Origin of the sequence: Kitasatospora sp. MAA19 (genome assembly GCF_029894125.1) — a bacterium.
GTDB lineage: Bacteria > Actinomycetota > Actinomycetes > Streptomycetales > Streptomycetaceae > Kitasatospora.
Map to the genome: position 1 here is coordinate 58,729 of NZ_JARXYZ010000016.1, position 19,195 is coordinate 77,923.

The 19,195-nt window shown below is 73.6% G+C and carries 18 protein-coding genes; 5 read left to right on the plus strand and 13 right to left on the minus strand.

The genetic code is table 11. From position 1 onward, the window contains the following. Positions 1 to 38: 38 nt before the first annotated feature. The 7 genes from pheT to infC form a co-directional block, all read right to left on the minus strand. Complete coding sequence (gene pheT, locus P3T27_RS23735; RefSeq protein ID WP_280681690.1) at positions 39 to 2,540, minus strand: phenylalanine--tRNA ligase subunit beta; 2,502 nt, start codon at positions 2,538 to 2,540, stop codon at positions 39 to 41. Then, positions 2,540 to 3,661 (minus strand): phenylalanine--tRNA ligase subunit alpha, encoded by a 1,122-nt coding sequence (pheS, locus tag P3T27_RS23740; RefSeq protein ID WP_280681692.1) that lies wholly within the window; start codon positions 3,659 to 3,661, stop codon positions 2,540 to 2,542. The genes pheT and pheS overlap by 1 nt, the downstream gene beginning before the upstream one ends. Positions 3,662 to 3,907: 246 nt before the next feature. Next, entirely contained in the window at positions 3,908 to 5,011 is a 1,104-nt protein-coding gene (locus P3T27_RS23745; RefSeq protein ID WP_280681694.1) for an ATP-binding protein, read from the minus strand. Positions 5,012 to 5,131: 120 nt separating this feature from the next. Then, complete coding sequence (locus tag P3T27_RS23750) at positions 5,132 to 5,998, minus strand: RNA methyltransferase (protein WP_280681696.1); 867 nt, start codon at positions 5,996 to 5,998, stop codon at positions 5,132 to 5,134. A 125-nt stretch (positions 5,999 to 6,123) separates the two neighbouring features. Further along, on the minus strand, positions 6,124 to 6,519 hold the full coding sequence (rplT, locus tag P3T27_RS23755) for a 50S ribosomal protein L20 (protein WP_030055649.1): 396 nt from the start codon (positions 6,517 to 6,519) through the stop codon (positions 6,124 to 6,126). A gap of 108 nt (positions 6,520 to 6,627) precedes the next feature. Then, complete coding sequence (gene rpmI / locus P3T27_RS23760; RefSeq protein ID WP_030055648.1) at positions 6,628 to 6,822, minus strand: 50S ribosomal protein L35; 195 nt, start codon at positions 6,820 to 6,822, stop codon at positions 6,628 to 6,630. A 143-nt stretch (positions 6,823 to 6,965) separates the two neighbouring features. Then, a complete protein-coding gene (infC, locus tag P3T27_RS23765; RefSeq protein WP_280681875.1) occupies positions 6,966 to 7,685 on the minus strand; it encodes a translation initiation factor IF-3 in 720 nt (239 codons plus the stop codon). 460 nt (positions 7,686 to 8,145) lie between these two features. Between infC and P3T27_RS23770 the strand changes: the two genes are divergently transcribed. Beyond that, positions 8,146 to 8,523, plus strand: coding sequence for a DUF1844 domain-containing protein (locus tag P3T27_RS23770; RefSeq protein ID WP_280681703.1), 378 nt, complete (start codon positions 8,146 to 8,148; stop codon positions 8,521 to 8,523). Between the two features lie 73 nt (positions 8,524 to 8,596). Here the strand turns inward: P3T27_RS23770 and P3T27_RS23775 are convergent, their stop codons facing one another. Beyond that, entirely contained in the window at positions 8,597 to 9,340 is a 744-nt protein-coding gene (locus P3T27_RS23775) for an SseB family protein (RefSeq protein ID WP_280681705.1), read from the minus strand. Positions 9,341 to 9,430: 90 nt separating this feature from the next. On the opposite strand from P3T27_RS23775, the gene P3T27_RS23780 reads away from it, so the two are divergent. The 3 genes from P3T27_RS23780 to P3T27_RS23790 all read left to right on the plus strand — a co-directional run bounded on the left by P3T27_RS23780 (position 9,431) and on the right by P3T27_RS23790 (position 12,287). Then, the gene (locus P3T27_RS23780; RefSeq protein ID WP_280681706.1) at positions 9,431 to 10,648 is read left to right on the plus strand and encodes an alanine racemase; all 1,218 of its coding nucleotides are present in this window, start codon (positions 9,431 to 9,433) and stop codon (positions 10,646 to 10,648) included. Between the two features lie 64 nt (positions 10,649 to 10,712). Beyond that, positions 10,713 to 11,123, plus strand: coding sequence for a hypothetical protein (locus P3T27_RS23785; RefSeq protein ID WP_280681707.1), 411 nt, complete (start codon positions 10,713 to 10,715; stop codon positions 11,121 to 11,123). Between the two features lie 249 nt (positions 11,124 to 11,372). After that, on the plus strand, positions 11,373 to 12,287 hold the full coding sequence (locus P3T27_RS23790) for a lytic polysaccharide monooxygenase (RefSeq protein WP_280681708.1): 915 nt from the start codon (positions 11,373 to 11,375) through the stop codon (positions 12,285 to 12,287). A 286-nt stretch (positions 12,288 to 12,573) separates the two neighbouring features. Here the strand turns inward: P3T27_RS23790 and P3T27_RS23795 are convergent, their stop codons facing one another. From P3T27_RS23795 to P3T27_RS23810, 4 genes are all read right to left on the minus strand, one after another. After that, on the minus strand, positions 12,574 to 13,749 hold the full coding sequence (locus P3T27_RS23795; RefSeq protein ID WP_280681709.1) for a DUF2510 domain-containing protein: 1,176 nt from the start codon (positions 13,747 to 13,749) through the stop codon (positions 12,574 to 12,576). Between the two features lie 101 nt (positions 13,750 to 13,850). After that, positions 13,851 to 14,639 carry a 3-oxoacyl-ACP reductase gene (locus tag P3T27_RS23800; RefSeq protein WP_280681711.1) on the minus strand — a complete coding sequence of 263 codons (789 nt, stop codon included), beginning with the start codon at positions 14,637 to 14,639 and terminating at the stop codon, positions 13,851 to 13,853. Between the two features lie 7 nt (positions 14,640 to 14,646). After that, positions 14,647 to 16,029 carry an aldehyde dehydrogenase family protein gene (locus P3T27_RS23805; RefSeq protein ID WP_280681713.1) on the minus strand — a complete coding sequence of 461 codons (1,383 nt, stop codon included), beginning with the start codon at positions 16,027 to 16,029 and terminating at the stop codon, positions 14,647 to 14,649. Between the two features lie 5 nt (positions 16,030 to 16,034). After that, on the minus strand, positions 16,035 to 17,420 hold the full coding sequence (locus P3T27_RS23810; RefSeq protein ID WP_280681716.1) for a glutamine synthetase family protein: 1,386 nt from the start codon (positions 17,418 to 17,420) through the stop codon (positions 16,035 to 16,037). 155 nt (positions 17,421 to 17,575) lie between these two features. Between P3T27_RS23810 and P3T27_RS23815 the strand changes: the two genes are divergently transcribed. Then, positions 17,576 to 18,325 (plus strand): gamma-glutamyl-gamma-aminobutyrate hydrolase family protein, encoded by a 750-nt coding sequence (locus P3T27_RS23815; protein WP_280681718.1) that lies wholly within the window; start codon positions 17,576 to 17,578, stop codon positions 18,323 to 18,325. Between the two features lie 110 nt (positions 18,326 to 18,435). On the opposite strand, the gene P3T27_RS23820 is transcribed toward P3T27_RS23815, so the two are convergent. Further along, positions 18,436 to 19,182 (minus strand): SGNH/GDSL hydrolase family protein, encoded by a 747-nt coding sequence (locus tag P3T27_RS23820; protein WP_280681720.1) that lies wholly within the window; start codon positions 19,180 to 19,182, stop codon positions 18,436 to 18,438. Positions 19,183 to 19,195 lie beyond the last annotated feature (13 nt).

A 19,195-nucleotide genomic window follows, 5' to 3' on the forward strand; every position in this document is an offset into this window, starting at 1 on the left:
GGACCGAGGTCCGGACGGGGCCCTTGGGCCGGGCGTGATCAGGCGCCGCGCAGCACCGCGCCGGTGCGGGCGACGGCCTCGGCGACGGCCGCTTCACGGGCGGCGGTCGCCTCCTCGGCGGTCAGCGTGCGGTCCGCGGCGCGGAAGCGCAGCGCGTACGCCAGCGACTTGCGGCCCTCGCCGACCTGCTCGCCGGTGAAGACGTCGAACAGCCGGATGGCCTCCAGCAGTTCGCCCGCGCCGGAGCGCAGCGCGGCCTCCACGTCGGCGGCCGGGACGGCGGCGTCGACGATCAGCGCGACGTCCTGGGTGGCCACCGGGAAGCCGGAGACGGCCGGGCCGTTGACCTTCTCGGCACCGTCGGCGGTGAGCAGGTCGATGTCGACCTCCATCGCGCTGGTGCGGGCCGGCAGGCCGAGCGCCTTGACGACGCGCGGGTGCAGCTCACCGGCGTGGCCGACCACCCGGTCGGTGCCGGCGACGAGCAGCTCGGCGCAGCGGCCCGGGTGCCAGGGCGCCTGCTGCCCCTGGCGGACGGTCAGCTCGACACCGGCCGCGCGGGCCACCGTGCGGGCCGCCTCGACGGCGTCCGCCCAGAACGCCTGGGCGCCCTGGCCCCACCAGCCGGAGGGCAGCCGCTCGCCCGCGAGGGCGACCGCGACCCGGCGCGGCTGGTCCGGCAGCGCGGCGTCCAGCTCGGCCAGCTCCTCGTTGCTCGGCCGGTGGTCGACGGCCGGGCGCGGGGCCACGGTCAGCTCGTCCTTGGGCAGGAAGACGGTGCCGGTCTCGTAGATCGCCAGGTCGGTGTTGCCCCGGCCGACGTTGCGGCGCAGCGCGCCGAGCAGGCCCGGCAGCAGCGTGGTGCGCAGCGCCGGCTCCTCGTCGTTGAGCGGGTTGACCAGCTTGACGGTGCGGCGGCGCCGGTCCTCCGGCTCCAGGCCGAGCGCCTCGAAGGCGCTCTCGCCGAGGAACGGGTAGTTGTTGACCTCGACGTAGCCGGCCCCGGCCAGCGCGACGCCGATCCGGCGGTGGGTGCGCTGGGCCTCGGTCAGTCCCTTGCCCGGGGGCACATTGGGCATCCGGGCGGGGACGTTGTCGTAGCCCTCCAGCCGGATGACCTCCTCCGCGAGGTCGTACGGGTCGGTGAGGTCGGGCCGCCAGGTCGGCGGGGTGACCTCCAGGATGTCGGCGCCGGCGACCGAGCAGCCGATCTCCTGCAGGCGCCGGGTGACGGTCTCGCGGCCGTACGCGGTGCCGGCGACCCGGTCGGGCAGGTCGGCGGCGATGGTGATGGTGCGCACCGGGTGCGGGGCGGCGATGTCGGTGACCCCGGCCTCGGCGGTGCCGCCGGCGATCAGGACCAGTAGGTCGACGGCGCGCTGGGCGGCGGCGCGGGCGGCCTCCGGGTCGACGCCGCGCTCGAAGCGCTTGGACGCCTCGGAGGGCAGCTTGTGCCGCTTGGCGGCGCGGGCGATGGCGACCGCGTCGAAGTGCGCCGCCTCGATGATCACCTCGGTGGTGCCCGGGCCGGCGGCCGGGTCGAGGATCTCGGTGGAGGCGCCGCCCATGACGCCGGCCAGGCCGATCGGGCCGCTGTTGTCGCAGATCAGCAGGTCCTCGGCGGAGAGCGTGCGCTTCACGCCGTCGAGGGTGGTGAGGGTCTCGCCCTGCTCCGCCCGACGGACCGTGATCGGGCCCTCCACGCGCTGCTTGTCGTAGGCGTGCAGCGGCTGGCCGACCTCCAGCATCACGTAGTTGGTGATGTCGACGGTCAGCGAGATCGGGCGGATGCCGGCCTTCTGCAGGCGGCGCTGCAGCCAGATCGGGGACTTGGCGGTCGGGTCGACGCCGACGACCGTACGGGCCACGAAGCGGTCGCAGCCGGCCGGGTCGGCGACCTTGACCAGGTAGCCGAAGGAGTTGGCCGGCGGCACGTCGAGCAGCGCCGGGTCGGCCAGCGGCAGCCCGTACGCGGCGGCGGCCTCGCGGGCGACGCCGCGCAGGGACAGGCAGTAGCCGCGGTCCGGGGTGACGGCGATGTCCAGCACCTCGTCGACCAGCTGGAGCAGCTCGATCGCGTCGGTGCCGGGCTCGAACTCCGGCGGCAGCACGATGATGCCGTCGTGGTCGTCGCCCATGCCGAGCTCGCGGGCGGAGCAGATCATGCCGGCCGAGGTCTGGCCGTAGGTCTGGCGGGCCGAGATCGGGAAGGGGCCGGGCAGCACGGCGCCCGGGAGCACCACGACGACCTTGTCGCCGACGGCGAAGTTGGTGGCACCGCAGACGATCTCCTGCGGCTCACCGGTGCCGTTGGCGTCGCCGACGTTGACGAAGCAGTGCCGGATCGGCTTCTTGAAGCCGGTCAGCTCCTCGATGGAGAGCACCTCGCCGACCACCAGCGGGCCCTTGAGGTCGCCGCCGAGCTGCTCGACGGTCTCGACCTCCAGGCCGGCCCGGACCAGGCGCTCCGCCACGTCACGGCCGGTCTCGCCGGCCGGCAGGTCGACGTACTCACGCAGCCAGGAAAGCGGGACGCGCATCAGATCTCCATCCCGAACGGGAGGGTGAAACGCACGTCACCCTCGACCATGTCGCGCATGTCGGCGACGTTGTGACGATTCATCAGGATCCGCTCCAGGCCCAGGCCGAAGGCGAACCCGCTGTAGCGGTTCGGATCGACGCCGCAGGCGACCAGCACGCGCGGGTTGACCACACCGCAGCCGCCGAGCTCGATCCAGCCCTCGGACGAGCAGGTGCGGCAGGGGCGGTCCGGGTTGCCGACGCTCTCGCCGCGGCACACGAAGCACTGCAGGTCGATCTCGGCGCTCGGCTCGGTGAACGGGAAGTACGAGGGGCGCCAGCGCAGCTCCAGGCCGCCGCCGATCAGCTTCTCGACCAGCACCTCGATGGTGCCCTTGAGGTCGGCGAAGGTGATGCCCTCGTCCACCGCGAGGCCCTCGACCTGGCGGAACACCGGGGTGTGGGTGGCGTCCAGCTCGTCGGTGCGGTAGACCCGGCCGGGGCAGACGACGTAGACGGGGGGCTCGCGGTCGAGCAGGGTGCGGGCCTGGACCGGGGAGGTCTGGGTGCGCAGCACCACGCCGGAGTCGGCGGAGCCGTCCGGGGCCTGGACGAAGAAGGTGTCCTGCATCGAGCGGGCCGGGTGGTCCGGGCCCAGGTTGAGGGCGTCGAAGTTGAGCCACTCGGCCTCGACCTCGGGGCCCTCGGCGACCTGGTAGCCCATCGCGACGAAGGTGTCCTCGATGCGCTCGGCCAGCGTGGTCAGCGGGTGCCGGGCGCCGCGCGGAGCGCGGTCGTACGGCAGCGTGACGTCCACCGCCTCCTCGACCAGCACGCGGGCGTCGCGCTCCGCCTCCAGTTCGACCTGCCGCTTGGCGAGGGCCTGGTTGACGGCGCCGCGGGCCTGGCCGATCAGCTTGCCTGCGGCGGCCTTGGCGTGCGGGGGCAGGGCGCCGATCTCGCGGTTGGCGAGGGAGAGCGCGGAGCGGTCGCCGGTGTGGGCGACCTTGGCCTGCTTCAGCTCGTCGAGCGTGCTGGCGGCGGCGAAGGCGGCGACGGCCTCGTCCCGCGCCTGCTCCACCACCTCGGGCTTGAGGGCCTCGACCTCGACCGGGTCGTACGACTTGTTGGGTGCCGACATCTCTATCTTTCCCGTGCTCCTGCTCGTCCGTGCTCAGGTAAGGGTGGCTCTCCCTCCTTGCCCGCCCTCGGGCAGGAGGGGACCTTTGCGCTACGCCCGGCGTGGCCGGGGCACGGGCAGCCGTTCTCCGCACGACGGGGAAGAGGGGTGTCCGCGGCTCAGCCGCACAGGGCGTCCCACAACGCCAAAGGTCGAGTGTAGTCGCAGCGCGTAGCGCGGCTGCCGCGATGCCCGTCCAGCGGGACCTCAGAACATGAAGTCCGGAACGCTGGCGGGCAGGATAAATCGGAACCGGGCGCCGCCGCAGGGGGCGCGGTCGACCCGGATCGAACCGCCGTGGGCCTCCACGATGCCCTTGACGATGTACAGGCCCAGACCGGTGCCGCCGCGCTTGGACCCGCGCCAGAAGCGGGTGAAGACGCGCGGCATCGACTCCTCGGGAATGCCGCTTCCTTCGTCGCTCACGGTGACCGCGGTGCCTTCCACGATGCGGGGCGGGGTGCCGGAGCGCTCCCAGACGGGTGCCTCGACGACCTCCTTGGCCGGTGCCACCTCGATCGTGACAGTTCCCTCGCCGTGGCGCACCGCGTTTTCCAGCAGGTTGGCCAGCACCTGGTCGACCTTGTCCGGGTCGGCCCACAGGACGGTCAGCGACTCGCTGATCCGGACGTCGAAGCGCTCCTCCGGGATGCCGGTGGCAACCTTGCGCTCGACGTGCCGGCGCACCGCGGCGGCCAGGTCCACCACCTGCTTGCGCAGCTCCAGCCGGCCCGCGTCGATCCGGGAGATGTCCAGCAGCTCGGCGATCAGCCGGGTGACCCGGTCGGCGTCGGCGTCCACGGTCTCCAGCATCAGCCGCTTCTGCCCGTCGGTGAACCGCTCCCACTTCGCCAGCAGCGTGGCCGTGAAGCCCTTGACGCTGGTCAGCGGCGAGCGCAGCTCGTGCGCGACGGTGGCGATCAGCTCGGCGTGGCTGCGCTCGGTGCGGCGCCGGGCCTCGGTGCCGCGCAGCGCGATCACCAGGCGCTCCGGCGGGCCCAGCGGTACGGCCCGGACGTACCGGGCGGAGACCAGCACCTCACGGCCGCCGGGCAGCAGCAGGTTGCGCTCCGGCTGGCCGGTACGGGTGGCCAGGCCGCCGTACGGGTCGGTCAGCTGCCACCAGCGGCGGCCGTCCAGGTCCTCCAGCGGGAGGACGTCCTCCAGCTCCTGCCCGAGCGCGACCTCCCGGAGCACGCCGGTGAGCCGGACCGCGGCCCGGTTGAAGCAGACCACCCGGCCCCGCCCATCGGCGACCACCAGGCCGTCCGGTAGGTCGTCCGGGTCGAGCTCTGGCCCGCTGCCGACCATGGGTGTCCTCCCCGATTACCCACCGTGCCGTTCCCCCCACCGAGGCAGACCCTAGCGCCTCGCAGCCCCCCGCAGTAGGGCCCGCGGCGGGGTGATCCGGGCGCACCACGAGCGCGCGGTTCAGGCGTTCGAGCGGCAGCCGCCGGGCGAACGCTGCGCCCGGGCCGAGGCGTACAGGCAGACGGCCGCTGCGGTGGCCAGGTTGAGGCTCTCGGCGTGCCCGTGGATCGGGACGCGCACGACCTCGTCGGCGAGCGCGCGGGTCTCCTCCGGGAGCCCCCACGCCTCGTTGCCGAACACCCACGCGCCGGGCGCGCCCAGGGTGCCCTCGTCGAGCTCCTGGTCGAGGTCGCGCTCCCCCGCGCCGTCCGCGGCGAGCACCCGGACTCCGGCCGCGCGCAGCTGCCCGACCGCCTCCTCGACCGGCACGCCGACCGCCACCGGCAGGTGGAACAGGCTGCCGACGGAGGCCCGGACGGCCTTCGGGTTGTACAGGTCCACCGAGGCGTCGGTGAGCACCACGGCGTCCGCGCCGGCCGCGTCGGCGGTGCGCAGCACGGTGCCGGCGTTGCCGGGGTCACGGACGTGGGCGAGCACCGCGACGAGCCTCGGGCGGCCCTTGAGCACCTCGGCGAACGGGGTGTCGATGAAGCGGCAGAGCGCCACGATGCCCTGCGGGGTCACCGTGTCGCAGATCTCCGCGATCACCTCGTCGGTGGCGGTCAGCACCGGCAGTCCCTCGGCCAGCGCCGCCTCGACGATGCCGGCGTGCCGCTCGGCGGCCTCCGGGGTCACGTACACCTCGACCACGGCGTGCTCGGCCGATCCCGGCAGCTGCCCGAAGGCGACGGCCTCCCGGACGGCCTGCGGGCCCTCGGCCAGGAAGCGGCGCTCCTTGGTGCGCTGGTTCCGCTTGGCGAGCCGGCGGGCGGCGACGACGCGCGGCGAGCGCACGGAGGTGAGCAGGGGGATGTCGGTGCTCGGCATGGTCTCGTTCTCTGTGGCGGGCGGCTCTGAGGATCCGGGGAAACCGCTGAAGATCCGGGGGAACGCAGAACCGGACCCGCAGGAGGGCCTGCGGGTCCGGTCAGAGCTCAACTGATCTCGGAAGATCAGGCGGCGTCGGCGGCAGCCTTGGGGGCGTTGACGTCGGCCGGCAGCGCCTTCTGGGCGACCTCGACCAGCGACGCGAAGGCGCCCGGGTCGTTGACGGCCAGGTCGGCCAGCATCTTGCGGTCGATCTCGACGCTGGCGGCCTTCAGGCCCTGCACGAAGCGGTTGTAGGTGATGCCGTTGGCACGGGCCGCAGCGTTGATGCGCTGGATCCACAGCTGACGGAAGTCGCCCTTGCGCTTCTTGCGGTCGTTGAAGTTGTAGACCAGCGAGTGGGTGACCTGCTCCTTGGCCTTGCGGTACAGCCGCGAACGCTGGCCACGGTAGCCGCTGGCGCGCTCCAGGATGACCCGGCGCTTCTTGTGGGCGTTGACTGCCCGCTTGACGCGTGCCACTTGATTACTCCTTGGATTGGACCACGGACTACTTCACGTGGTCCGTCATTCGAATGGGTCGGGAAGGATCAGCTGCCCCGCTCGGGCTCGCGCCGAGCGGGAGGGCGATCACTTGCCGAGAAGCTTCTTGATCTTCTTGGCGTCAGCGGGGGCCAGCTCGACGGTCCCGGCCAGCTTGCGGGTCAGCGTCGAGGGCTTGTGCTCCAGGAGGTGGCGGCGGCCGGCGCGCTCGCGCAGCACCTTGCCAGAGCCACTGATCTTGAAGCGCTTGCTGGCGCCACTGTGCGTCTTCTGCTTCGGCATTTCGCCGTATCTCCTCGTCGGTCCCGTCCGCGCCCGCGCGGCCTGAGCCACGCGGGCGTGAACTGGATGGATCTACGGTGACCGGGCGGGCCGCCCCGTCACCTCTGGTGGCCGGTCCCCCGGGCCGCCCTGGCCGTAACGGCTCAGGCGTCCTGGGAGGCCTCGGCCGGCTGCTCGACCTCGGCGGCGTCCTCGACGTCAGCCTCGTCGGCTTCCGCCTCGGCCGCGGCGTTCTCGGCCTCGAGCGCTGCGTCCTCGTCAGCCGCGGCGGCGTCGGAACCGGGGGTCCGGCCCTGACGCTCGGCCTTGCGGGCGTCGGCGAGCGCGCGGGCCTCGGCCATCGCCTCGGTCTTCTTCTTGTGCGGGCCAAGAACCATGATCATGTTTCGGCCGTCCTGCTTCGGCGAGGACTCGACGAAGCCCAGGTCCTGGACGTCGTCGGCGAGCCGCTGCAGCAGACGGAAGCCCAGCTCGGGGCGGGACTGCTCACGACCGCGGAACATGATCGTGATCTTGACCTTGTCGCCCTGCTTGAGGAACCGAACGACGTGACCCTTCTTGGTGTCATAGTCGTGCGGGTCGATCTTCGGCCGGAGCTTCATCTCCTTGATGACCGTGTGCGCCTGGTTCTTGCGCGCCTCACGGGCCTTCATGGCCGACTCGTACTTGAACTTGCCGTAGTCCATGAGCTTGCACACCGGCGGCCGGGCGGTCGCCGCGACCTCGACCAGGTCGAGGTCGTACTCCTGCGCGAGCTCCAGCGCCTTGGCAAGCGGCACGATGCCGACCTGCTCGCCGCTGGGACCGACGAGTCGCACCTCCGGGACGCGAATCCGGTCGTTGATGCGGGGCTCGGTGCTGATGGGGCCTCCTCGGTTGCACCTTCTGCGATGCGGCCGTCGGACGGCGGTCGCACGTAGTGGACTCGACCACTGGGCGGGGCTTCATTCGTGCTGCGCTGCCAGGCACCTGCTCGGTACCGTGTGCACCGCGACACGAAAAAAGCCCCGCTCGGTACAAGCGGGGCTCCACACAACCGGGGGCGGCGCCCTGGTGAGGAGCGCTGCGGCGACTCGGCGCCGTGGCGCCCGTCGCGGACCGGGACCCGTCGACCGCGAGGTCGACCAGGTGGGAGACTTTCGCGGTTGCCCTCTCGGGCCTCCTGGGTGGAGCCTCCTCTTGCTGGCCAGGCTCCCCTGCGGGATCCCGGCCGGTCAGTCTCGAAGCATACAGCGTTGGGCCGTAGAACACTATTCCGCCCCACTTCGGACCAACTTGTACGCTCCAGGGGTACGGACACCGGCACGACGGAACGAGCCCCCCTTGAGCAGCGAGCCCACCCAGACCCCCGGCGCGGACGACGACGCGATCGGCTTCGACGACCTCACCCGGGACATCGCCGAGGTCCCGGCCGTCGAGGTGATCACCACCGTCGCGGTGCACCTGATGAGCGCCGCCGCGGTCAAGTGCGGCCTGGCCGAGGGCGGCGACAAGGACAAGGACCTCGACGAGGCCCGCAAGCTGATCACCGCGCTGGCCGGGCTGATCACCGCCGGCGCCCCGGAGATCAGCAACTTCCACGCGGCACCGCTGCGGGACGGCCTGCGCTCGCTGCAGCTGGCCTTCCGCGAGGCCTCCATCGTCCCGGACGCCCCGGGCACGGGCCCGGGCGAGAAGTTCACCGGGCCGGTCTACTCCTGACCCGCGCACGCAGCAGGGGCAGTGGCTCTCGTGAGCCACTGCCCCTGTTCCGTTCCTCCCGCCCGAGGTGTTCCTACCGCCGGTAGAGCGGCTCGCCGGGCAGCTGCGCGGTCGCCGGCAGCACCGCCAGGTCCAGCCCCCGGTCCAGCCGCACCCGCAGCACCGGGTCCGCGGCCACCGCCCGCCCCACCCGCTGCGCGGCCGCCTGGACGCCCGGCTGGTCCAGTTCCGGGTCGAACACCACGGCGAGCACCCCGTCCGCGCCCTCAGCGGCCGCCAGCAGCCCGGTGAGCACCTGCGGCTCGGCCGCCAGCAGCGCCCGTACCGCCTCGCGCACCTCGGGGTCGCGCACCGGCGGCAGGTACGGCCGGTTCTCCGCCAGCGCCCGCAGCCGGGCCCCGGCCACCTGGTAGGCGACCGGGCCGGCCGGGTCGATCAGCAGGGTGTCGGCGCGCTCGGAGAAGGCCACCATCGCGGCCTGCGGAGCGGCCACCGGCGCCGGGCGGGCGTCGGCGCGCCAGCGGGCCATCGTCTCCAGCGACGTGAAGGCCGGCAGCGCGCGGCGCCCGTCCGGGGCCTCCAGCACCGGGACGGCCATGTCGCTGGTCTTCTCGTGCTTGTGCCCGTGCTCGTCCACCTCGACCTCGCCGAGGAGGGCGACGATCGGGACCATCAGCCGGGTCGGAGTCAGCGCCGCCAGCAGCTCGGGCTCCGCCGCGCGGTCCTGCGACCAGCGGGCGAGGGCCTCGGTGAGCGCCGGGTCGGCGGTGCCGTCGTCGTCGGCGAAGCCGGGGTTCGGGATGTTCTTGCGGTCCACCCGCCGACCCTATGCCACCGCGCGCCCCCGACCCCATTTCCCTGCACGCGGGGCCTACCCACGGGTAGGACGGTGTGGCACCCTGCGCGCATGGTCATGCTCGAAACCGCCGCCCCCGCCCCGGTCTCCGACCGCCACCGGTACGACCGGGCCACCGCACACCTGGACGGGCCGGTGGCCGTCGTCGACCTCGCCGCCTTCGACGCCAACGCCGCCGATCTGGTACGCCGGGCCGCCGGCAAGCCGATCCGGGTCGCCAGCAAGTCGGTGCGCTGCCGGGCCCTGCTGGAGCGCGCACTGGCCGTGGACGGCTTCGCCGGGGTGATGAGCTTCACCCTCGACGAGTCGCTCTGGCTGGCGCGCACCGGCGTCCGCGACATCCTGCTCGCCTATCCCTCCGCCGACCGGACCGGCTACGCCGAACTGACCGCCGATCCGGCGCTCGCCCGCGAGATCACCGTCGTCCTCGACGACCCCGCCCAGCTGGACCTGATCGACAAGGCCCGCGGCGGCGACGCCGAGGTGCGGGTCTGCCTGGAACTGGACACCGCGCTGCACCTGCTCGGCGGACGCGTCCGGGTGGGCGCCCGACGCTCCCCGCTGCGAACCCCCGAGGACCTCGGTGCCTTCGCCGAACTCGTCCAGCACCGCCGGGGGTTCCGGGTGGTCGGCCTGATGGCCTACGAGGGGCACGTCGCCGGGGTGGGCGACCAGGTGCCCGGACGGCCGGCGCGCTCGCGGCTGATCCGGCTGATGCAGGCCAAGTCCAGGACCGAACTGGCCGAGCGGCGCGCGGCCGTGGTCAGGCGGCTGCGGCGGGTGGCCGAGCTGGAGTTCGTCAACGGCGGCGGCACCGGCAGTGTGGAGTCCACCGTGGCCGAGCGCGCCGTCACCGAGGTCGCGGCCGGCTCCGGGCTCTACCTGCCCCGGCTGTTCGACAACTACCGCTCGTTCCAGGGCCGTCCGGCCGCGCTGTTCGGCCAGCCGGTGGTGCGCCGGCCCGGCGTCGGGGTGGTGACGGTGCTCGGCGGCGGCTACCCCGCCTCGGGCGCGGCCGGCCCGGACCGCTCCCCGGTGCCGTACCTGCCGCAGGGGCTGCGGTACGACCCGGTGGAGGGCGCCGGCGAGGTGCAGACCCCGTTGCTCGGCTCGGCCGCGGACGACCTGCTGATCGGCGACCGGGTCTGGTTCCGGCACGCCAAGGCGGGCGAGCTGTGCGAGCGCTTCGCCGAACTGCACCTGGTCGAGCGGGATCGGGTGGTGCGGACCGTCCCGACGTACCGGGGTGAGGGGAAGACGTTCCTCTGACCAGGCGGCCTTCGGTGCTCTACCGTGGTGCCGATACTGCGGAGCAGGGCGAGAAGGGGGCGGCATGGAAGCCGAGATCGTGCAGCAGATGGTGACGTCGGGCGCCACGTCGTTGGCCACGCTGATGGCCACCGCAGCTTGGGAGCAGGTCAGTTCGCGGATCGCCCGGCTGTTCGGGCGGGGCGAGGGTGACGAGCAGGCCGGCGCCGAGCTGGAAGCGGTCCGGACCGGACTGCTGGAGGCGGGCGAGGACCAGGAGGCCCGCGACGACCAGACCGCGGTGCTGCGCACCCGACTGCGCACGCTGTTCCGCGAGAGCCCGGAGGCCGTCGACGAACTCCGGCGGATCCTGGACGAGTTGGCACCGCAGGTGCCCACGCAGCCCGGCACGGTGCACAACGAGATCAGCGGCACCGCCACGATCCACGGCAAGGTCGTCCAGGCCCACACGATCAACGGCAGCCTGAACTTCTGACGCCCGACCTTTCCGGAGCCTTAAGCGGGCCCGATGGAACACCTAACCCGGGTGTTCCATCGGGCCTTTGCGCTGCTCCTGGGCCTACGGTCCGTCAAGAAGCGCGGCGCGCACAGCTATTGCCAGCTGGTCCAGACCAATCATACGCTCTGGCCAGGGGCCCGCGGTCCGGGTCGGCGGCCCCCGAACGGGCAGGCGTGTCCGCTCCCCCACACTCGCCCGGAACGACGGTCAAGGAGTCCCCACCCCATGTCCATCAAGCGAAGTGCCCTGTCCGTCGGTGTGGTCGGCACCGCGGTCCTCGCGGTGGCCGTTTCCACCGCCGGCACCGCCAGCGCCCACGGCACGATGACCAACCCGGTCAGCCGGGTCGCCGCCTGCTACGCCGAGGGCCCCGAGCACCCGGTGTCCCAGGTCTGCAAGGACCTCGTCGCCGCGAGCGGCACCCAGCCGCTGTACGACTGGAACGAGGTCAACATCGCCAACGCGGCCGGCAACCACCAGGCGCTGATCCCGGACGGCAAGCTCTGCTCGGCCAACCGCGACAAGTACCAGGCCCTCGACTGGCCGCGCACCGACTGGCCGGCCACCGCGGTCAAGACGGGCGCCTTCACCTTCCAGTTCCGCACCACCGCACCGCACGTCGGCACCCAGACCGTCTACATCACCAAGCCGAGCTACGACCCCACCAAGCCGCTGAAGTGGTCGGACCTCGACCCGACCCCGGTCGCCCAGGTGCAGGTCGACCGGACCGCCACCAACGGCTTCTACACCTACTCCGGCACCCTGCCGCAGCGCACCGGCCGCCAGCTGCTGTACACGGTCTGGCAGCGCAGCGACAGCCCGGAGGCGTTCTACAGCTGCTCCGACATCGACTTCGGCACGGCCGGCGCCCCGGCCGGCACGGCGCTCGCCGCGCAGGCCCCGGCCGCGCCCAGCGACGCGCAGATCGCGGCCGACGCGTCCAAGTCCACGGTCGCCCACCACGGCCACGGCGGTGACCCCAACTCCCCGGCCGGCGCGGTGATCCCGACCACCGCCGCGGCCGTCGGCACGTCGGCCACCGGTCCGCTGCTGCTGGCCGGTGCCGCCGCGATCAGCGTCGGCTGGGCCGGCATGGTGCTCCGGCGCCGTCGCATCGAGGCTGTTCGACGCGACTCCTGACGCCGGGCGCGGGACCGGGCCGGCCATACCCCCGTCCGACCCGGTTCCGTGGCTCCACCCCGTGTGAAACGAACGGCGGCGGGCCCCCCCGGGTTTGGGTTTAAGGGTGGGGGGCCGCCGCGGGTGGTGGGGGGGGGGCCGGGGGGGGTGGGGGCGGGGGCGGGGGGCCCCCCCCCGGGGCACCCGCCGGGGGGGCGTGCCCCCCCCCTGTTCCACCCGCCGGGGGCCGCCCCCGCGGCGGGGGGGGGGGGGGGGGGCCCCCCCCGCCGGGTGAGGAGCGGGTGGCTCAGGTGCTGGTGCCGCCGGTTCCGGCGGCACCACCGCCGGGAACTCCACCGGGGACGCCGCCGGGGACGCCGCCGGGCAGTCCGCCGCCCGGGAGGGACGGCAGCTTGCCCTTGTAGTCGGTGATGCCGTTGAGGATGGTGTCCATCACGCCGGGGTCCGGCGCCTTGTCGGCGATGTCGAAGCCGAAGTGCACCGAGACCAGCGCCTTGCCGTCGGCGGACGGGAAGACCACCGTCTGCACGTAGCCGTTGTTGCCCTTGGGCGCGTCGACCTTCCAGCGGACCAGGTAGCCGTCCTGGCCGTTGACCTTGACCGCCTCGGACTTCAGCTCCTGGTGCCCGGTGATGTCGCCGTACGACTCCTTGGCCGCCTTGTCGATGTCGGCCTTGGCCGCCGCCTGGGCGTCGGTGCCGCCGCCGTCGATCCGGCCGGTGGTCACGCCGCCGAGGGTGCACGTGCTGCTGCCGTCCGGGCAGGTGTACGAGCCGACGGTGAGCACGGCGTAGCCGTCGTTGGTGGCGTCGGCCCGCCAGCCGGAGGGGACGGGCAGGGTGAGCCGGTTCACCAGGTCGATCGCGTTCCCGGCGCCGGGCCTGGTCTTGCCGCTGCCGTTGCCGCCGTTCCCACCGCTCCCGTTGCCGCCACTCCCGTTGCCGCCGCTCCCGCTCCCACCGTTGCCGCTGTCGCCGTTGCCGCCGCCGAGGCCCGGGAAGCCGTTCCAGGGCCCGTTCTCGCCGTTCGGCACGACCGGTCGGGCGCTACGCTGCGTGCGGTTGTCGCCGTGGCCGTCCATCGCCAGGTAGGTGATCCCGGAACCGGCGCCCAGGCCGAGCAGCGCCGCCACGGCGGTGGCGATCACCAGCCGGGACGGGCGGCGCCGGGGCCCCCGCGGCGGGGGCGGCGCCGCGGCACCGTAGGCGGTGCCGAAGGGCGGCGGCTCCGGGTAGCGGACCGTCGGTCCGCTGTCCAGCACCTCGCCCTCCAGGACCGTGGGCTCCTCGGCCGACCCCGGCCCCGGAGACCCGGCCGCCGGGGGCACCGGCTCCGGGGCGTCCGAGGGTGCGGGCCGGGTGCTGGCCGTCCAACCCCTGCCGTCCCACCAGCGCTGCGGCCTCGGGTCGCTGCCGGTGTCCTTCGGGTCCGGGTACCACCCGGCGGGAATCTGCTCACTCACAACAGAGAATCTAAAGGCACGTGGATAAGCGCGAAATCAGCGCAGCCCGGAATTCCGGCGGTTTTCGATGAGATTACGGTGAGAAGGGCCCCGCCGCGCGGCTACAGCGGGGTCACGTACGCGCCCGAGATGCCGCCGTCCACCAGGAACTCGCTCGCCGTGATGAAGGACGAGTCGTCGCTCGCCAGGAAGGCCACCGCGGCGGCGATCTCCTCCGCCCGGGCGAACCGGCCCAACGGGATGTGCACCAGCCGGCGGGCCGCCCGCTCCGGGTCCTCGGCGAACAGCTCCCGCAGCAGCGGGGTGTCCACCGGCCCCGGCGACAGCGCGTTCACCCGGATCCCCTCCCGGGCGAACTGCACGCCCAGTTCGCGGGACATCGCGAGCACCCCGCCCTTGGAGGCGGTGTACGAGATCTGCGAGGTGGCCGCGCCCATCCGGGCCACGAAGCTGGCGGTGTTGATGATCGAGCCCCGCCCGTGCCGCCGCATGTACGGCAGCGCGGCCTTGCAACACAGGTACACCGAGGTCAGGTTGACCTCCTGGACCTTGCGCCAGGCGTCCAGCCCGGTGGTCAGGATCGAGTCGTCCTCCGGCGGCGAGATGCCCGCGTTGTTGAACGCGACGTCCACGCTGCCGTACGTCTCGTAGGCCTCGTCGAACAGCGCCTCGACCATGTACGGGTCGGTGACGTCGGTGTGCACGAACAGGCCGCCGACCTCCTTGGCGGCTGCCCGCCCCGACTCCTCGTCCAGGTCCGCGCAGACCACCTTCGCGCCCTCCGAGGCGAGCCGGCGGGCGGCCGCCAGGCCGATCCCGCTGCCCGCGCCGGTGATCACGGCGGTGCGGTCGACCAGCCGGCGGCACACCGTGGCGTCGTTGTCGGTCATCGGGCTCCTACTCCTCGCTGTGGATGAAGACGTTCTTGGTCTCGGTGAACTGGCGCAGCGCGTCCGGCCCCAGCTCCCGGCCGACGCCGGACTCGCCGTAGCCGCCGAACGGCGTCCAGTACCGCACCGAGGAGTGCGAGTTGACCGACAGGTTGCCCGCCGCGACGCCCCGGGCCAGCCGCAGCGCCCGGCCGAGGTCCCTGGTCCAGATCGAGCCGGACAGGCCGTAGCGGGTGGCGTTGGCCAACCGCAGCGCGTCCGCCTCGTCGGTGAACGGCAGCACGGCGGCGACCGGGCCGAAGATCTCCTCGGTGACCGCCGGCACCTGCGGGTCGGGCGGCGCGATCACCGTCGGCGGGTACCAGTAACCGGGCCCGTCCGGCACCGCGCCGCGGGCCAGCACCGGCAGCTCCGGGGTGAGGTAGGAGGCCACCCGGCGCACCTGGGCGGCCGAGATCAGCGGGCCGAGCCGGGTCTCGGGGTCCGCCGGGTCGCCGGTGCGCAGCGCCTCGACGGCGGGCAGCAGCAGGGCCAGGAAGTCGTCGTACACCTCCCGCTGGACCAGGATCCGGCTGCGGGCGCAGCAGTCCTGGCCGCTGTTGTCGGCGAAGGACATCGGGTCCGCGGCGCGGGCCAGGTCGGCGTCGGCGAAGACGATGCTGGGGCTCTTGCCGCCCAACTCCAGGGTGACCCGCTTGGCCCGGGCCGCGCAGCGGGCGGCCACCTCCTTGCCGACCACGGTCGAGCCGGTGAAGACGATCTTGCGGACCGCCGGATGGTCCACCAGGGCCCGCCCGGTCGTCCCGCCCGCGCCCGGCAGCACCTGGAACAGGCCCTCCGGCAGCCCTGCCGCCAGGGCGAGTTCGGCCAGGCGCAGTGCCGTCAGCGGGGTCGCCTCGGCGGGCTTCAGCAGGACCGCGTTGCCCGCCGCCAGGGCGGGCGCGAAGCCCCAGGCGGCGATCGGCATCGGGAAGTTCCACGGCGCGATCACCCCGACCACGCCGACCGGTTCGTGGAAGGTCACGTCCAGGCCGCCCGCCACCGGGATCTGGCGGCCGGTCAGCCGCTCCACTCCCCCGGCCGCGTACTCCAGCAGGTCCCGGACGTTGCCGGCCTCCCAGCGGGCGTTGCCCACGGTGTGCCCGGCCTCGCGCACCTCCAGCGCGGCCAGCTCCGGGACGTGCACCTCGACCTGGTCGGCGAACCGGCGCAGCAGCCGGGCCCGTTCACCCGGTGCCAGCGCCGCCCAGCCCGACTGGGCCTTCAGCGCGCGCTGCACCGCCGCTTCCAGCTGCTCGGCGGTGGTGTCCGGGACGGTGGCGAGCACCTCGCCGGTGGTCGGATTGCGGACGGTGCTGCTGGTGGGCCCGGTGGTAGCCGGCTCGGTCATCGGCCTCACATCCGTTCGAAGGAGCGGTAGCGCTCCCAGTCGGTCACGGCCCCGTCGAAGGCGCACTGCTCCACCCGGGCCATGTTCAGGTAGTGCTCGACCACGTCGTCGCCGAAGGCGGCCCGGGCCGGCTCGCTCTGCGCCCACAGCTCCGCCGCCTCGCGCAGCGAACCCGGCACCCGGGCGTACTCCTGCACCGCGTAGGCGTTGCCCAGGCACGGCGCGGGCAGCTCCAGCTTGCGCTGCAGTCCGTGCAGGCCGGCCGCGATCATCCCGGCCACCGCCAGGTACGGGTTGACGTCCCCGCCCGGCACCCGGTTCTCCATCCGCAGGCCGGGGCCGTGGCCGACCACCCGGTAGGCGCAGGTCCGGTTGTCCCGGCCCCAGGCCACCGCCGTCGGGGCGAACGAGCCCGGGCGGTACCGCTTGTACGAGTTGATGTTCGGCGCGTACAGCAGGCTGAACTCGCGCAGCGCCGTCAGCTGGCCGGCCAGGAAGTGCCGCATGGTGTCGGTCATCCGGCCGTCCCGGTCGGCGAAGGCCGGCGCGCCCACCGCGTCGCGCAGCGACAGGTGGATGTGGCAGCTGTTGCCCTCGCGCTCGTTGTACTTGGCCATGAAGGTCAGCGCGCAGCCCTGTTGCGCGGCGATCTCCTTCGCGCCCGTCTTGTAGACGCTGTGCTGGTCGCAGGTGGTCAGCGCGTCCGCGTAGCGGAAGGCGATCTCGTGCTGGCCCAGGTTGCACTCGCCCTTCGCGGACTCCACCACCAGGCCCGCGCCCGCCATTTCGGTGCGGATCCGGGACAGCAGCGGCTCCACCCGGGCCGTGCCCAGCATCGAGTAGTCCACGTTGTACAGGTTCGCCGGCGTCAGACCGCGGTAGCCGCCCAACCAGGCCTGCTCGTAGGTGTCCCGGAACACCAGGAACTCCAACTCGGTGCCGATGTCGGCGGCCAGCCCGTACTCCGCCAGCCGCGCGATCTGGCGGCGCAGCAGCTGGCGCGGGGCGGCGTCGACCGGGCGGCCGCCGTGCCGGGCCAGGTCCGCGGTCACCTGTGCGGTGCCCGGCTGCCAGGGGGTCAGCCGCAGGGTGCCGAGGTCGGGGCGCATCGCGAAGTCGCCGTAGCCGGTCGCCCAGGAGGAGAAGGCGTAGCCGTCCACGGTGTTCAGGTCCACGTCGACGGCCAGCAGGTAGTCGCAGGCCTCGGCGCCGTGCTCGACCACCTCGTCCAGGAAGAAGCGGGCGGCGAAGCGCTTGCCCTGCAGGCGCCCCTGCATGTCCGTGAACGCCAGCGCGACGGTGTGGACTTCTCCGGTGTCCACCAGGGTGCGCAGCTCGTCCAGGGTCAACGGCGGACGGGGCGGCACGCCCGCGGCGGCGTTCTCGGGCATGACGGAACCCTTCTCCTCGATCACTCTTCGAGATCAAGCGGTCACAGCGAACCGTACGGCCTGCGGCGGACGGCGCGGAAGAGGGCGGGCGGGTGTGGCGCGCCGATGTGCGCGATTGACGAGGGATCAGGCGGTACGGGAGGAGAATGCGCGCCATGGATCGCAGGCCTTTCATCGGCGTCAGCACCTACGTGGTCGACGCGAGTTGGAGCAACTGGCGGGGCCGCCGGGTGGCCCTGTTGCCCGAGCGGTACACCGCGTACGTCCAGGACTCCGGCGGGATCGCGGTACTCCTGCCGCCCGACGCCCCCGAACGCGCACCCGAGGTGCTCGCCCGGCTCGACGCCCTCGTCATCGCCGGCGGGCCGGACATCGACCCCGCCTACTACGGGCAGTCCGCCCACCCCCGCACCGAGGTCGACTCCCCGGAGCGGGACCAGTGGGAGGCGGCCCTGCTCCGGGCGGCCCTGGCGGCCGGGATGCCGCTGCTGGGGATCTGCCGGGGCATGCAGGTGCTCAACGTCGTCTGCGGGGGGACGCTCGTCCAACACCTCCCGGACGTCCTGCCGGTGGACGTCCACGGCGGTACCGACGGCGGGTACGGGACGCACCTGGTGCGTCCCGTACCGGGGACGCTGCTCGGCGGACTGCTGCCGGAGAGCGAGGTGGAGGTGCCGACCTTCCACCACCAGGCCGTCGACCGGGTCGGGACGGGCCTGCGGGTCGGCGCCCATGCGCCGGACGGGACGGTGGAGGCGGTCGAGGGTCCGGGGTTCACCCTGGGCGTGCAGTGGCACCCGGAGCAGGGGGACGACCTGCGGGTCATGCGGGCCCTCGTCCGGGCGGCCACCGCGGCGCAGTTGGACGCGGTGCAGGTGGACGTGGACGCGGTGCTGCCGGGGTAGCCGGGGCGCCGCCGACCGGCCGCCGGGGAGTCGGGTTTCGGCCCGGGAGGCTCCCGCGCTCCGTCCGGAGCGCGGGAGCCTCCGCGTTCGCGGGCCCCGGTGTTCCGGGGTCAGACGTGCGCGGCCGGTTCGGGGAGGTGGGCGGCGGCGAGCAGGGTGGGCAGCATCCGGGCGGCGTGGGTGGCATAGCCGTGGGGCGAGGGGTGGACGCCGTCGGGGCCGAGGAGGTGGGCCGCCTGGTCGCGGAACTCGGGGCCCGAGGTGGCGGCCAGGTGGGCGCCGACCCGGTCGGCGGTGCGGGTGTGGCGGCGGGCGAGGCGGCGGGAGCGGTGGTGGCCGATCCAGCGGGCGTGGACGCGGAAGCCGGGGGCGTGACCGGGGTCGGGGCAGGGCACCACGACCAGCTGCCAGCCGGCGTCGCGCAGGTTCTGGGCGAGGTGGGCGAAGCGGCGGGCGGCGCGGCCGAGCGGGCTCGGCAGCAGGACGTCGTTGCCACCGACGATCAGGACCGCGATGCCGGGCCGCAGCCGGGCGGCGCGCGACACCTGGCGGCCGACCGCGGCGGTGGTGGCGCCGACCCGGGCCAGGACCCGGAGGTCCACCGGGCGGCCGGTGCCCTCGGCGAGTCCCTGGGCGAGCCGGGCGCCGAGGGTCTGCTCGGGCCGGTGGGCGCCGAAGCTCTGGGCGAGCGAGTCGCCGAGCATCAGCAGGGTGAGCGGCCGGTCTTCGGCGGCGGGTTCGGCCGGCCCGTACCGCCCGTCGGCGACCGGGACGGACCAGTCGGCGGGCGGGCGGTGGGCCAGCAGGTGGGTGTACAGCCGGGCGAGCCGGGCGAGCCGGGTGGCGGGGCGGCGCATGACGGTGCTCCGG

Bases quoted from the DNA above. Each gene is read 5' to 3' on its own strand.
- P3T27_RS23785 (WP_280681707.1), top strand. From the start codon at position 10,713: ATGGAAGCCGAGATCGTGCAGCAGATGGTGACGTCGGGCGCCACGTCG.
- P3T27_RS23800 (WP_280681711.1), bottom strand. From the start codon at position 14,639: ATGACCGACAACGACGCCACGGTGTGCCGCCGGCTGGTCGACCGCACC.
- P3T27_RS23805 (WP_280681713.1), bottom strand. From the start codon at position 16,029: ATGACCGAGCCGGCTACCACCGGGCCCACCAGCAGCACCGTCCGCAAT.
- P3T27_RS23815 (WP_280681718.1), top strand. From the start codon at position 17,576: ATGGATCGCAGGCCTTTCATCGGCGTCAGCACCTACGTGGTCGACGCG.
- P3T27_RS23780 (WP_280681706.1), top strand. From the start codon at position 9,431: ATGGTCATGCTCGAAACCGCCGCCCCCGCCCCGGTCTCCGACCGCCAC.
- P3T27_RS23810 (WP_280681716.1), bottom strand. From the start codon at position 17,420: ATGCCCGAGAACGCCGCCGCGGGCGTGCCGCCCCGTCCGCCGTTGACC.
- rpmI (WP_030055648.1), bottom strand. From the start codon at position 6,822: ATGCCGAAGCAGAAGACGCACAGTGGCGCCAGCAAGCGCTTCAAGATC.
- P3T27_RS23750 (WP_280681696.1), bottom strand. From the start codon at position 5,998: ATGCCGAGCACCGACATCCCCCTGCTCACCTCCGTGCGCTCGCCGCGC.
- pheS (WP_280681692.1), bottom strand. From the start codon at position 3,661: ATGTCGGCACCCAACAAGTCGTACGACCCGGTCGAGGTCGAGGCCCTC.
- pheT (WP_280681690.1), bottom strand. From the start codon at position 2,540: ATGCGCGTCCCGCTTTCCTGGCTGCGTGAGTACGTCGACCTGCCGGCC.
- P3T27_RS23745 (WP_280681694.1), bottom strand. From the start codon at position 5,011: ATGGTCGGCAGCGGGCCAGAGCTCGACCCGGACGACCTACCGGACGGC.
- P3T27_RS23790 (WP_280681708.1), top strand. From the start codon at position 11,373: ATGTCCATCAAGCGAAGTGCCCTGTCCGTCGGTGTGGTCGGCACCGCG.
- P3T27_RS23820 (WP_280681720.1), bottom strand. From the start codon at position 19,182: ATGCGCCGCCCCGCCACCCGGCTCGCCCGGCTCGCCCGGCTGTACACC.